Source organism: Pelagibacterium limicola (assembly GCF_015694405.1).
GTDB classification, from domain to species: Bacteria; Pseudomonadota; Alphaproteobacteria; order Rhizobiales; family Devosiaceae; genus Pelagibacterium; species Pelagibacterium limicola.
Window position 1 is genome coordinate 84,019 of sequence record NZ_JADQDB010000007.1, and the last position, 12,926, is coordinate 96,944.

The following is a 12,926-nucleotide window of genomic DNA, read 5'->3' on the forward strand; positions in this document are numbered from 1 at the left end:
CCTACCAAGTGCAAAGTGAACAAATGAGAAACATTTGTGCCACGAACGCGCCGCCACGAAACTGTTGACCATGCTGGCGGAGGCTGATTGTGGATGAGCGCATTTTGCCTTTCTGCGCAACGGCCCGTTCACGAATTTGCCCCTAGTGTCCGCACCGGACGCGGAAACGGGACGTTTGACAATCATGCAGCGCAAGCCACGCCTGACAAGGCGGGACTGGAAGTGGATCGCTTTGCGGGCGACTGGGCTCACGGCGATCGGCGTCGTCGCATCGCTCGGAGGAGCGGAACTCGCCCTCGCGACCTTTTCCGAAGGGCTCAGCCCACCGGGCAAGATTACCGCCGCGGTCTTGCCGATTTTTCTGGGCGGCCCGATCACGTTCTACCTCTCACTCCAAAATGCCCAGCTTCAGGCGGCTTACCGGCGTCTGGAAGCCGCGGCGGCCCGCGACAGCCTCACCTCCTGCCTCAATCACGGCGCCTTTGTAGCCCAGGCCAACGAGTTCCTGCACGGCGCGGAAGCCGGGGAGGCCAGGGGGGCGCTGCTGGTTGTGGACGCCGATTACTTTAAGAGCGTCAACGACCGGTTCGGTCACCATATCGGCGATGCCGCCTTGCGCCAGATCGCGGCCCGTATTCAGGGTGCGGTGCGGGAGGGTGATCTCGTGGGCAGGCTAGGAGGCGAGGAATTTGGCGTCCTGCTGCCTGGTGCTTCCCACACGCTTGCCGAAACGATCGCGGAAAGCATCAGACGCGCCGTGCAGACGATCGAATTCGAGATCGAGGGGAGCCGTTTTTCTCTTTCGGTCAGCGTCGGTGGCGCGGTCTTCGAGCAGAAGGTCGAATACGGCCAGCTGTTCCGCTTCGCCGACAAGCGGCTCTACAAGGTCAAGAATTCGGGCCGCAACAATGTCGACCTGATGTCGTTCGAGCCGGCCCCCGAATCCGGTCCCGTACTTCTCAAGGCCGGATAATAGATAGAGGCGCCAGCTGCCGGACGCCTCCCTTTTCACTTAGGCGTCTGAGACTCAGGCCGAGAGTTTGGCCATGTCCTCATCGCTCATCTCGAAATTGGCATAGACGTTCTGCACGTCGTCATCGTCCTCGAGATTGCCGATCAACCGCATCAGGCTTGCACCTTTCTCGGCGTCGACAGCCGCCGTCGTCTGAGGCTTGAACACCGGCTTGACGCTCTCGGCTTCCCCGAGCGCCGCCTCGAGCGCCGAGCTTACTTCCCCGATGTCCTCAAAAGCGCAATAGATCGTGTGACCGTCCTCGGTGCTCTCCACATCCTCTGCACCCGCCTCGATCGCCGCTTCCATCACCTTGTCGGCATCTCCAACGGAGGCCGGATAATAGATCTCCCCAACCCGGTCGAACATGAAGGAAACCGAATTGGTCTCCCCCAGCGCCCCGCCGGCCTTGGAGAATATGGCACGCACGTTCGACGCGGTGCGGTTGCGATTGTCGGTCAGGGCCTCGACGATTACGGCAACTCCACCAGGGCCGTAGCCCTCATAGCGCACTTCCTCGTAGTTCTCGCCTTCCCCCCCGGCGGCCTTCTTGATGGCGCGCTCGATATTGTCCTTGGGCATGGACTGCGCCTTGGCGTTGTTGACCGCCAGCCGCAGGCGCGGGTTCATGTTGGGGTCGGGCAGGCCCGCCTTGGCGGCAACGGTGATCTCGCGCGCCAGTTTGGAGAAGATTTTCGAGCGCACCGCGTCCTGACGGCCCTTGCGGTGCATGATGTTCTTGAATTGTGAATGGCCGGCCATGTGCGGACAATCCCTCGATAGTCAGATGATGTCGATTGGGTGCCGGTTTATAGTCGGCACGTTCGAGAAAATAAAGATCAGGCGAAATCGGGAAGCGCCTGTGCAAGACTCCCCCCGATACGCACCGGAGATACCTTTCGCGCCAGCCCGGTTGCCGGGTCGGTCTCCACCGCGACCCCGCACAGCGTGGCTTCTCCCTCGGCGGGCGTAAACCGGTTATTGGGAATGCCGGTGAGAAACCGGTTGAGCGGCTCCTCGGGCTCCATTCCGATCACGCTGTCATAATCCCCGCACATCCCGGCATCGCTCAAGAGCGCCGTGCCGCCTTTGAGGATTCGATGATCCGAGGTCGGGATATGGGTGTGCGTCCCCACGACGAGCGTCGCGCGCCCGTCGAGAAAATGCCCCATGGCCTGCATCTCCGAAGTCGCCTCCGCATGGAAATCGACAACGATCGCATCGGCCTGGACGCCCAGTGGACACGCCTCGATTGCCGCCTCGACCGCACGGAAAGGATCGTCCATCGGTGGCATGAACACGCGCCCGACCGCCTGCACGACGAGCACTTGGTGCCCCCTGCGCCCCGAAACGAAAGCGGCCCCGCGTCCTGGCGCGCCCTCGGAAAAGTTGATCGGCCGTACGATGGTATCGTGCCGTGCGATGGCGGTCATCATGTCGCGCTGGTCGAACGCATGGTCGCCAAGGGTGACCACATCGGCGCCCGCGTCGCGCAAAAGCTCGAAATGTGGCTCAGTCAGTCCGCGCCCGTGGCTGGCATTCTCGCCATTGACGATAACAAAATCGAAGCCATAGGCTTCGATGAGGTCCGGCAACCGTGCCGCGATGGCATCGCGCCCCGTCCGCCCTACCACATCGCCCAGGAACAAAAGCCTCATGCTGCCGGGAACTTTTGGACGCCGGCCTCGGTGACGAGCATGTCGAGCGGCAGATCGTGGGCTTCGCGCGGAATGAAATCGAGTTCCTGGCCCGAAAAGGCATAACCCACGAGAAGCGGCTTTTTGGCGTATCCCGCAAGTGTGCGGTCGTAATACCCCTTGCCGTAGCCAAGCCGCGTGCCGAGCCTGTCGAACGCAAGAAGCGGAATGACGACCAGGTCCGGTTCAACCACAGGCGCGGTCTCGGCCGGCGCAAGCGTACCGAATCCCGAAGGATAGAGCGGCTGCCCCTGCTCCCAGAGGCGCATCTCGAGCGGCTCGCCGTCGCCCAGAACAACGGGCAGACAGACCGGCTGGCCCGAATCCATCAGTGCCGTCAGGAGCGGTTTGCAGTCGATCTCGTCGCGGATCGGCCAATAAAGCGCCACCACATCGCTCGCGCTAAGCGGAACGCCTGCGAGAAAATGATTGGCCGCGACCTTGGCCATGTCCGCCCAATCCGCCCGCAAGATCGCCTTGCGCTGCTCGAACGCGCGCTGGCGGAGCCGCGATTTTTCTTCCTCGAACTGGGGAACGGGTTCGAACACGTGGAGCCTCGAAAACAACGCAATATTCAGGTGCCGCCCTGGCCGTGGGATGTGTCGATCCCGGGAAACCTACACAAGTAGGTGGGCGCCGTGTGTCCGAACCCACGGGTCCGGTCAGGGACAGCTCCCTTAAGGATCGATAAGGCCCCGGGGATGCAGTATCCTACACGCACCGGGCAGCACTGGTGATATAGGCGCATTTTGGAATACGGCAAAGGGCAAACCTTTTCATTTCCTGCCGAACCCAGAAAAAGAACAAAACAAAAACGGTAAAAATCGGCTAAGCTGCCGTAATGCAAATGAGCCATCTTCGATTCGCCGGTCTGCCAGAGCGCGACCAGCGCATGGCGGTCGAGGCCATCATCCGAGCCGAGCCGATCCTGATGGATGCATTGGAGCGGTTGCTGGCCATGGCGCTGCCCGATCATTACATCGCCTCGGGCGCCATCTACAACACGGTCTGGAACTCGTTGACCGGCAAGCCGCCACTCACCGGCATCAAGGATATCGACGTCGTCTATTTCGATGACGGCGATCTCAGTTACGAGGCGGAGGACGCCGTGATTAAGGCGGTCGATGCCCAGTTGGGCCATTTGCCTGTGCCTGTCGAGACCCGCAATCAGGCTCGCGTCCACCTCTGGTTTCCCGACCGTTTCGGCTTTTCGGTTCCGCCTCTCCGCTCAAGCGCGGAGTCTCTGGGCCGTTATGCCTCCAAAACGCACGCCGTCGCGGCGCGGCTCGAACGCGACGGCAGCCTGACCCTGGAGGCCCCGTTTGGCCTGGACGACATGTTTTCGTTCCGCATTACGCCCAACCCAGCCTGTGACAACCGGAGAACCCACCACGAAAAAGGCGAACGCGCAAAGAGCGTTTGGCCGCAAGTCGAAATCGTGCCGTGGGCCGAATAGGCCCTCAAATCCCGTCCAGCGAGATTTCCTTGAGCGGATCGCCGCCGTCGATGAACAGCTTGCCGCCGGGTACAAGCGCCGCCTTGATCCGAACAAGTGCCTTTTCGCCGGCTTGCGGATGCCGACCATCGAACGCCCCAACTCTTACAGCCACGGCAATGTCGAAGGGCGCCTCGCCGGGTTCCCGCACAAAGGATTCCGCTGCGACCTGCCGGAAGGTCAAACGGCCGGCGGATATTTCGTCGTCCGACCCTGCAACCGCCTGCCCAACGGCTTTGGCGGATCGGTCGATTGCCAGAACATGGCCCGAGCCGATTCTGTGTGACATCGCACGCGCCATCGCTCCTGGTCCGCAGCCGATCTCCAATACCCGCATCCCATCGCGCAGCGGCAAGGCGTCGACGATGGCCAGCAGTCGCGGCGACAATGCAGAAGCCATTTTGCTCGGCCCTCCCCTGGACGGGGCGACTATAGCGCACCCGCAATTCTGACAGCACCGTCCTCGAACCACGCGTCGATCCGATAGACCTCAGCAATCCTCTCAGGCGTCAACACCTTGGTCAGCGCACCTTGCGCCACCACCCGTCCGTGATCGAGCAGGACGGCACTATCGCAAAATCGCGCCGCCAAAGTAAGATCGTGGAACGAAGCCAGGACCGCTTTCCCGCGCGCCTTGACGGCCTCGAGCAGTACATACTGATAGTGCAAATCGAGATGGTTGTGTGGCTCGTCGAGCAGGTAGATTTCGGGGTCGAGCGCTAGGACCTGCGCGAAAAACAGCCGCTGTTGCTCCCCGCCCGAAAGATGCGTCGCGTCCTCTCCGGCACGGGCCAGTAGGCCCACGATGGCCAACGCTTCCTCGGCCCGCCGTTCAACCTCCGCGCCGCCGAGCCGCAACGGCAAGAGGCCCAGCCGCACAACCTCGATGAGCGAAAGCCCGGACAGCGTTACGGCCTCCTGCACCAACGCCCCGGCCATGGCCGCATAATCGCGCCGCGGCCAAGCCGATATCTCGCGGTCATCGATGACGATCCGGCCCCGGCTTGCCCTATCCGCGCGATAAAGCAGCCGCATCAGGCTCGACTTGCCCGCCCCATTTGGGCCCAGCAGCGCATGGAACTTCCCGCGCTCGAGCGTAAAGCTCACCTCGTCGAGCAGGATCGCATCGCCCTTGTTGAGCCCGACGCCATCCACCGCCACAATCGTATTAGAGACCACGGCGGACCCTCCTCAGGATGAGGACGAACGGTGGAGCGGCAAAGAGCGCGAGCAGCACGCCGAGCGGCAATTCCTCTGGCGCCAGAAGAATGCGGCACAGAAGGTCCACGATCACCAGCACGATCATCCCCAGGACAACAGCCAAGGGCACGAGCCGCCTGTGCGAAGCCCCCACCAGCAGCCGCGCCATATGGGGCACGACCAGCCCCACGAACCCCACGATGCCGGCAATCGCCACGGCCAGCCCGGCGAGAAGCGCGGCCGCCGAGAACAAGCCCGTTCTCAATGCATTGAGCGACACGCCCAGGGCGATCGCCCGCTCGTCCCCCAACAGCACCGCATCGAGTTGAGGCGTGAGTGCAAGGACAGCGGCAAAGACCACCGGAAGCACAAGGGCGAGCGGGACGAGATCGCCCCATTTGGTTCCCGAGGCCGATCCCATGAGAATGGACAGCGCGTTCCGCGTGATGTGCGGATCGGCGATGTGCAGGAAAAAAGCCGAAACCGACGAGAAAAAGAGCGATACCGCAATCCCGGCCAGGATCAGCATCAGCTTGTCCATCCCCCGGCCCGGCCGGAACGCCAGCCCGAGTGTGATGAGGAAAGCAGCCATTGCCCCGGCAAATGCCAGAAGCGGCAACCCGATTGCCGTCGTTACCACCGCCGGCAACCAGACAATTCCCGCCGTCGCCGCTGCCGAAGCCCCCGATGACAGGCCCAAAAGATAAGGGTCGGCCAGTGGATTGCGCAACAGCGCCTGCATGATCACCCCCGCAAGGCTCAACGCCCCGCCCACCAAGGCCACGGCAATGACACGCGGCAACCGCCACTCCCAGATGATGAGTTGAAGGTTGCGCTGGGCCTCGGGCAGACGGAACAATGCCTTAAGACGCTCATCGACCGGTAAATCCGCCGTGCCCCAGAAAACACCCGCCGCAATGGCCAGCGCGAGCACCACTGTTGTGCCGGCCAGCACCAGCCCGTATCTCGATCTGGATCGACCCAATGCCTAGTTATCCTGTGCAAGCGCGGCAGCCAGCCGCTCCACCCCATCGACAAAGCGCAGGCCGAGCAGCGTTTCCGAGAACGGCACGACGATGAAGCGCCCGGATTTGACCGCCTCTAGCTCGGAGAGCACAGGATCGTTCAGCAGGTGATTGCGCTTGTCTTCGGCCGTCGACCATTCCGCCTCGATAAGGACGATCACATCAGGATCGGCCGTCATGACGGCTTCCCAGGCCAGATCTGCCCAGCGCCCTTCGACCTCCCCGCCGATATTTTCGAGACCGACGGTTTCGAGCAGCAGACCCGGCGCACCGCAACAGCCGGCCGAAAACGCCGTATTGGTGCCCGAGTCGTAAAGGAAGGCCTTCAGCCCCTCGCCCGACCGTCCCACTGCCTGAAGGCGCGCCCGAATGTCGGCGGAAATGGCTTCACCCTCGACTTCGACGCCGAAGAGCGCGGCAACGCGCTCGAGATCGATAAAGATCGACTCGGTCGTCATGCGCCGATCGGCCGGGTGGAGATTCCGGCATTCCGCATGAACCACATAGGTCGCGACACCGATCTCCTGCCACTCGCTCTCCGCGCCGAGATTTCGATCGTTGAAGGCCGAGCCAAAGCCGGCAAACAGGAAATCGGGATCCTGGGCCAACACCACCTCTCGCGCCGGATACCGGTCAGCAAGAACCGGAACGGAGGCGTATGCCTGGGCCCACTGTTCCGGGATGGCGTCATCGATATAGGCTGTCCCCACCATCTGCCCTTCGAGCCCTAGCGCCAGCATCACTTCTGTTGCCTGCTGGTTCAGCGTAATCGCACGGGACGGTGTCGCATCGAGCGTCGAAACACTATCGCAGCTCTCGATGGAAAGCCCCTGTGCCTGCGCGCCACCGGCGACAAGCGCGATAGCAGCCGCCAAGGCAAGTTTACCTATGGTCATTGCTGTTTACCTCGTGAATGACAAATTGGGGGAGTGGACGGCGCTCGACCAGCACCGTCCTGACGAAAGTGGAAACGGCCTCTTGAGTGGCGAGCCGGTACCAGCGTCCGGCGGGATAGTGCGCGACCATCGGGCCGTTATTGCATGGGAAGAGGCAGCCCGTGGTTGCGACCAGCGTGCTTCGCATCACGCCCTGCCGGGAAAGCTCATCGTTAAGCACGTCCCGTAACAACCCGGCGCGCCGGTAGACACAGCGCGGACCGGTGCAAACCAGAAGATGGTCGGTATAGGGAGGCACCTCGTCCCAGCCCTTGCCGTCGATCGTGCCCTCTTCGGCATCGACCGGCTGGGCAGCGTCGGCGCGTGCCAGCGCGGATTCCGCAATCGTGCGCAGAACCTCCGCATCGCCGATCTGATCGGTTGCCAGGCTCAGCGAAAGACCGGCGATCGCGCTTTCGCGCTGCCAGACCCCGAGCGCGCCGGGCAGCCATGCGAGAAGACTATCCGAAAACGGCAGCCCCACCGGCTGCACGAGAATATCGCGTGCCCCATCCGCGGCCAGTGCGTCGAGCGCATCCATTGCGCTCTGGCCAGTCCCCTCCATGCGCACGACACGCGAAGCCACCCGGGTTGCTTCGGCCAGCCCGGCCTGCAACTGCTTGAAGCGCCGCCCGCTCAGATAAGGCTGGGAGACGAGAAAAAGAATTGCATCAGGCACGAGAACCCGCCCTTCGCGCATGCGAAGGCGGATACGGCACCCACTGCCACGGCAATGTGAAAACAACCATTCCTGCCCCTTGCCGGCACACCTCGTCCGGTCCGATGAGTCGTTAGCTGTCGGCAGGTCTCCTGGCTCGCGGTTCTGGCGCCGTTCCACCCCCTTCCCAGCCCGAAGGCCAGTGGGATTCGGCAAAACGACTCACCGCTTACAGTTGCGAGGGCAGCCCCGGTTTTGGCCCCTTATGGGTAATCCGCACCGTGTTCCCTTTTCATCCGCACTTCAATTTGGCGGAACCGTCAGCAGGATTTGTTTAGGAAAGGAATCCGCCCATGACAAGCCTAAACGCGCTCCAGCCGCACATGCGGCGCGTCGGGCAGTTCAACGGCAATGGCATCGCCGCCCCGCACCACGCCGCCCGTGCGGACGACCCCCATGATCCCCGTGCGCAGCAGCGGTGTTCCGTCCTCACGCTTGCCGACCATGCGCTTGAGCAGGCCCGGCCGGTAATTGTCGATCTGGCTGCAGGGGTTGCGCAGACCGGTAATTTCGACCGCTGCGTCTGTGCCAAACCGCAGAACCGTTCCCCGCGGCAGGTTTATGAGATCGATCCCTCGTGTCGTCATGTTCTCGCCCAGCGCCCCAAAGGCGACATCAAAGCCCTCGCCGTTGACCTCGTCGAGCAGCTCGGACGCAATCAGATGCACTTGCCTCAGATTGGGTTGATCGGGATTGGCGCGCACGCGGCTGCGGTGCCTGACGGTGACGCCGCTATGGGCATCTCCCGCAACGCCTAACCCTGCAATGAGCCGGATTGCATCGGCACTGGTTTTGGAGAACCCGTGCACCGGGCTCGAATGGACCGCGAGAACCTCGCCCCTCATTGCGGAGCCTGGTCTTGACCTGTCGCATCGATTGCTGTGGCGATGGATTCGATCCGCCGCGCCACGTCCGAGAGCTTGGTCGCAAATTTTGCTTCCATAGCCTCGGCTTCCGCCGCAACCGCGCTGCCCGCGCGGGTAACGGAGTCGAGCTCGGCCTTGAGCGCATTGAGCTTGCGTTCCACCTCGACCAGTTCGTCGACCACCGCGATGCCTGCCATGACCGTCAGGCGCGTGTCCCCGATCTCGCCGAATGCGCCTTTATAGTCGTCGATATACCTGTTGAACCGGCTCGCCAGGGAAGTGAGGTGGGTTTCCTGCCCGTCCTCGCATGCCATGCGATATTTGCGGCCGTTGATTTCGACACTCACCTCAGCCACGGGCTTCGCTCCCGAGCACGTCCCTGATCGAATCGATGGCGTTACCCAGCCGCTGGGACACCATGTCGGCTGTATCGTCGATACGCGTGGCGCGCGCGCGCGCCTCATCGAGTTCGGACGACAACCGCCGATTTTCCGCTTCGAGCTTGCCCACCGACCGCATACGGCTCGAAAGCGCACGCATGGATGTATCGAGCCGGTTCATCGCCCGGTCGAGCCGCTCGGCGGCGGCGTCAAAGCTCTCGCCATTGCCCGCTGACATATCCCTCGGCCCTCCGAATCCCGTCCGCGCCACTTCCCCGACAATAACCCAAATCATGGCGGAAATAGCAAGCACGGGCTTCTCCCGCGTCGATATTGTCCCCGGTGGAGCGTCATTGACTCGAAAGCCGGGTCTGTTATGTGTCTGCCTCGCGCGAACATGCCGGTCCGCTCGGCGTTTTCTCGCCTCTTGATCCACACCTGAGACCGGGGCACCCATGACCGACAGAACCAAACACGATGCCATGGCCAACGCCATCCGTGCCCTTTCCATGGACGCGGTGCAGGCGGCAAACTCCGGCCATCCTGGCCTGCCGATGGGCGGCGCGGACATCGCGACGGTTCTCTTCGGCAAGATCATGAAATTCGACGCGTCCGCGCCCAACTGGCCTGACCGCGACCGTTTCATCCTTTCCGCCGGCCACGGCTCGATGCTGCTCTACTCCGCGCTCTGGCTGCTCGGTTATGAGGACATGTCGCTCGACGACATTAAGAACTTCCGCCAGCTGGGCTTCAAGACAGCCGGTCACCCCGAATATGGCCACGCTGCCGGTATCGAGACCACCACGGGCCCGCTCGGCCAGGGCTTGGGCAATTCGGTGGGCTTTGCCATCGCCGAAGCCAAGCTCCAAGCCGAATTCGGCGCCGATCTCGTCGACCACTTTACCTATGTCTATGCCGGTGACGGCTGCCTGATGGAAGGCATCTCCCAGGAAGCGATTTCGTTGGCCGGGCATTTGAAGCTGAACAAGCTCATCGTCATCTGGGACAACAACGACATCACCATCGACGGCAAGGTCTCGCTCGCCGATTCCACCGATCAGCTTCAGCGCTTCGCGGGTTCGGGTTGGAACACGCTGGAAATCGACGGGCACAACCCCGACGAGATTGAGCAGGCGCTTTTGAAAGCGCAGAAATCCGACAAGCCCACGCTGATTTCCGCCAAGACGGTCATCGGTTTCGGTTCCCCCAACAAAGCAGGAACCAACAAGGCCCACGGCTCTCCGCTCGGCGAGGATGAAATCGCGCTCGCGCGGAAGCAGCTCGGTTGGGATCATCCCGCCTTTGTCATCCCCGACGACATTCTAGCCGATTGGCGCGCCGCCGGTTCGCGCGGCGCTGCTGTTCGCCAGGATTGGGAAGCCCGCCTAGCCGCATCGAGCCACAAGGCAGAGTTCTCGCGCCGTGCCGAAGGCAAGCTGCCCGAGGGCTTTAAGCCGGCCATGGCCGAGTACAAAAAGACGCTCGCTGCGGACAAACCCAAGCTCGCAACCCGTGCCTCCTCGCAAAAGGCGCTCGAAGTGCTCAATGGCGTGGTGCCCGAAACGATCGGCGGCTCGGCCGATCTCACCGGTTCGAACAACACCAACACCAGCCAGACCCAGCCCTTCACCGCCCAAAATCGCACGGGCCGCTACCTTCATTACGGAATTCGCGAACACGGCATGGCCGCCGCCATGAATGGCATTGCGCTGCATGGGGGACTTTACCCCTATGGCGGCACCTTCATGTGCTTTACGGACTATTGCCGGCCTTCGATCCGCCTTGCCGCTTTGATGGGCATCCGCGTGGGCTTCGTCATGACCCATGATTCCATCGGCCTTGGCGAAGACGGCCCGACCCACCAGCCCGTCGAGCATCTCGCCGCCCTGCGCGCCATCCCGAATCTTCTCGTCATGCGTCCCGCCGATGCGATGGAAGCTGCCGAGTGCTGGGAAATCGCGCTCGAGATGGAAAGGACCCCGTCCATCCTCGCGCTTTCGCGCCAGAACCTTCCTGCCGTCCGCGAAGACTATTCATCAGAGAACAAGTCGCTGCGTGGGGCCTACACCCTTTGGGGGGCCGATGATGCCGATGTCGTCATCTTCGCCACCGGCTCTGAGGTCCAGTTTGCCCTCGCTGCCGCAAAAGAGCTTAGCGAGACCGGCATTTCCGCCCGTTGCGTTTCGGTACCGTCCTTCGAATTGTTCGTCGGTCAGTCCGACGACTACAAGAAATCGGTATTCGGCAACGCCAAGGCACGCGTCGCGGTCGAGGCCGGGGTGGAAATGGGCTGGTCGAGGTTCCTGGGCGACAGCGGTCGCTTCGTTGGCATGACCGGCTTCGGCGCCTCGGGCGAGATCAACGATCTCTACGAACATTTCGGCATTACGACCAAAGCCGTTATTGAAGCGGCCAAGTCACAGTTGTAAGGACGGGACGCGAAAGCGCCCCTGCCCTCCCCGTCCGCATTTTCTTTCCAAGGAGCACATCCATGACCGTCCGCGTCGCGATCAATGGCTTTGGCCGCATCGGCCGCAACGTCCTGCGCGCCATCATCGAGTCCGGCCGCACCGATATCGAAATCGTCGCGATCAATGACCTGGGCCCGGTCGAAACCAACGCGCATCTCATTCGCTACGACAGCGTGCACGGCAAGTTTCCGGGCACGGTCAAGGTCGATGGCGACACGATCGATGTGGGCCGCGGCCCGATCAAGGTCACCGCTGTGCGCAACCCCGCCGAACTCCCTCACAGGGAGATGGGCGTCGATATCGTCATGGAATGCACCGGCATCTTCACCTCCAAGGACAAAGCCTCGGCGCACCTTGAAGCGGGTGCAAAGCGGGTGATCGTCTCGGCGCCTGCTGACGGCGCCGATCTGACGGTGGTTTATGGCGTCAATCACGACAAACTCTCCAGCGATCACGTCGTTATCTCCAACGCCTCGTGCACGACCAACTGCCTGGCCCCCGTCGCCTACGTGCTGCATGAAGCCGTCGGCATCGAAAAGGGCTTCATGACGACGATCCACTCCTATACCGGTGACCAGCCCACGCTCGACACCATGCACAAGGATCTCTACCGCGCTCGCGCCGCGGCGCTCTCGATGATCCCGACGACCACTGGCGCCGCCAAGGCTGTCGGTCTCGTGCTCCCCGAACTCAACGGCAAGCTCGACGGAACCTCCATCCGCGTGCCGACTCCCAACGTCTCGGTCGTCGATTTCAAGTTCATCGCCAAGCGCACCACCAGCGTCGAGGAGATCAACGCCGCGATCAAGACCGCTGCCGATGGCAACCTCAAGGGCATTCTCGGTTACACCACCGAAAAGCTCGTCTCGACCGATTTCAACCACGACCCGCATTCCTCGGTCTTCCATATGGACCAGACCAAGGTCATGGACGGCACCTTCGTGCGCATCCTCTCCTGGTACGACAACGAATGGGGCTTCTCCAACCGCATGAGCGATACCGCCGTCGCCATGGCAAAGACGCTCTGATCGGCTTGTGCCCCGATTTGCAGGCGCTCCGGAAACGGAGCGCCTTTTTCTTGCCTATCGTTCCGCCTTGCGCCACTGTGTGCCCGAGGGGGACCACAA

Annotated in this window: 15 protein-coding genes, 1 other RNA gene and 1 riboswitch; of the genes, 4 read left to right on the forward strand and 12 right to left on the reverse strand. The window is 62.3% G+C overall.

What is annotated here, in order from left to right; genetic code table 11:
• Nucleotides 1-184 precede the first annotated feature (184 nt).
• Entirely contained in the window at nt 185-973 is a 789-nt protein-coding gene (locus I2G20_RS14815; RefSeq protein WP_196260520.1) for a GGDEF domain-containing protein, read from the forward strand.
• 54 nt (nt 974-1,027) lie between these two features.
• On the opposite strand, the gene I2G20_RS14820 is transcribed toward I2G20_RS14815, so the two are convergent.
• The 4 genes from I2G20_RS14820 to ssrS form a co-directional block, all read right to left on the reverse strand.
• Nucleotides 1,028-1,774, reverse strand: coding sequence for a YebC/PmpR family DNA-binding transcriptional regulator (locus tag I2G20_RS14820; RefSeq protein ID WP_196260521.1), 747 nt, complete (start codon nt 1,772-1,774; stop codon nt 1,028-1,030).
• Between the two features lie 77 nt (nt 1,775-1,851).
• The gene (locus tag I2G20_RS14825) at nt 1,852-2,670 is read right to left on the reverse strand and encodes a TIGR00282 family metallophosphoesterase (protein WP_196260522.1); all 819 of its coding nucleotides are present in this window, start codon (nt 2,668-2,670) and stop codon (nt 1,852-1,854) included.
• Complete coding sequence (locus I2G20_RS14830) at nt 2,667-3,257, reverse strand: 5-formyltetrahydrofolate cyclo-ligase (RefSeq protein WP_196260523.1); 591 nt, start codon at nt 3,255-3,257, stop codon at nt 2,667-2,669. Before I2G20_RS14830 ends, I2G20_RS14825 begins: the two co-directional genes overlap by 4 nt.
• 26 nt (nt 3,258-3,283) lie before the next feature.
• Nucleotides 3,284-3,443: non-coding RNA, 6S RNA (gene ssrS / locus I2G20_RS14835), on the reverse strand.
• Nucleotides 3,444-3,556: 113 nt separating this feature from the next.
• Between ssrS and I2G20_RS14840 the strand changes: the two genes are divergently transcribed.
• The gene (locus I2G20_RS14840) at nt 3,557-4,165 is read left to right on the forward strand and encodes a nucleotidyltransferase family protein (protein WP_196260524.1); all 609 of its coding nucleotides are present in this window, start codon (nt 3,557-3,559) and stop codon (nt 4,163-4,165) included.
• Between the two features lie 4 nt (nt 4,166-4,169).
• On the opposite strand, the gene I2G20_RS14845 is transcribed toward I2G20_RS14840, so the two are convergent.
• From I2G20_RS14845 to I2G20_RS17320, 8 genes are all read right to left on the reverse strand, one after another.
• Entirely contained in the window at nt 4,170-4,604 is a 435-nt protein-coding gene (locus I2G20_RS14845) for an SAM-dependent methyltransferase (protein ID WP_196260525.1), read from the reverse strand.
• A 29-nt stretch (nt 4,605-4,633) separates the two neighbouring features.
• A complete protein-coding gene (locus I2G20_RS14850; protein ID WP_196260526.1) occupies nt 4,634-5,383 on the reverse strand; it encodes an ATP-binding cassette domain-containing protein in 750 nt (249 codons plus the stop codon).
• Nucleotides 5,373-6,389 (reverse strand): FecCD family ABC transporter permease, encoded by a 1,017-nt coding sequence (locus tag I2G20_RS14855; RefSeq protein ID WP_207747644.1) that lies wholly within the window; start codon nt 6,387-6,389, stop codon nt 5,373-5,375. Before I2G20_RS14855 ends, I2G20_RS14850 begins: the two co-directional genes overlap by 11 nt.
• A gap of 3 nt (nt 6,390-6,392) precedes the next feature.
• The gene (locus I2G20_RS14860) at nt 6,393-7,325 is read right to left on the reverse strand and encodes an ABC transporter substrate-binding protein (RefSeq protein WP_196260527.1); all 933 of its coding nucleotides are present in this window, start codon (nt 7,323-7,325) and stop codon (nt 6,393-6,395) included.
• The gene (locus I2G20_RS14865; RefSeq protein WP_196260528.1) at nt 7,312-8,043 is read right to left on the reverse strand and encodes a (2Fe-2S) ferredoxin domain-containing protein; all 732 of its coding nucleotides are present in this window, start codon (nt 8,041-8,043) and stop codon (nt 7,312-7,314) included. Before I2G20_RS14865 ends, I2G20_RS14860 begins: the two co-directional genes overlap by 14 nt.
• A 104-nt stretch (nt 8,044-8,147) precedes the next feature.
• Nucleotides 8,148-8,359: riboswitch (cobalamin riboswitch) on the reverse strand.
• A 25-nt stretch (nt 8,360-8,384) separates the two neighbouring features.
• A complete protein-coding gene (locus I2G20_RS14870; RefSeq protein ID WP_196260529.1) occupies nt 8,385-8,927 on the reverse strand; it encodes an MOSC domain-containing protein in 543 nt (180 codons plus the stop codon).
• Nucleotides 8,924-9,304, reverse strand: coding sequence for a cell division protein ZapA (locus I2G20_RS14875; protein ID WP_196260530.1), 381 nt, complete (start codon nt 9,302-9,304; stop codon nt 8,924-8,926). The genes I2G20_RS14870 and I2G20_RS14875 overlap by 4 nt, the downstream gene beginning before the upstream one ends.
• Complete coding sequence (locus I2G20_RS17320; RefSeq protein ID WP_196260531.1) at nt 9,297-9,641, reverse strand: DUF4164 family protein; 345 nt, start codon at nt 9,639-9,641, stop codon at nt 9,297-9,299. The genes I2G20_RS14875 and I2G20_RS17320 overlap by 8 nt, the downstream gene beginning before the upstream one ends.
• 142 nt (nt 9,642-9,783) lie before the next feature.
• On the opposite strand from I2G20_RS17320, the gene tkt reads away from it, so the two are divergent.
• Both tkt and gap read left to right on the forward strand, forming a co-directional pair.
• Nucleotides 9,784-11,757 (forward strand): transketolase, encoded by a 1,974-nt coding sequence (tkt, locus tag I2G20_RS14885; RefSeq protein ID WP_196260532.1) that lies wholly within the window; start codon nt 9,784-9,786, stop codon nt 11,755-11,757.
• A 62-nt stretch (nt 11,758-11,819) separates the two neighbouring features.
• Complete coding sequence (gap, locus tag I2G20_RS14890) at nt 11,820-12,827, forward strand: type I glyceraldehyde-3-phosphate dehydrogenase (RefSeq protein ID WP_196260533.1); 1,008 nt, start codon at nt 11,820-11,822, stop codon at nt 12,825-12,827.
• The last annotated feature ends 99 nt before the right edge of the window (nt 12,828-12,926 follow it).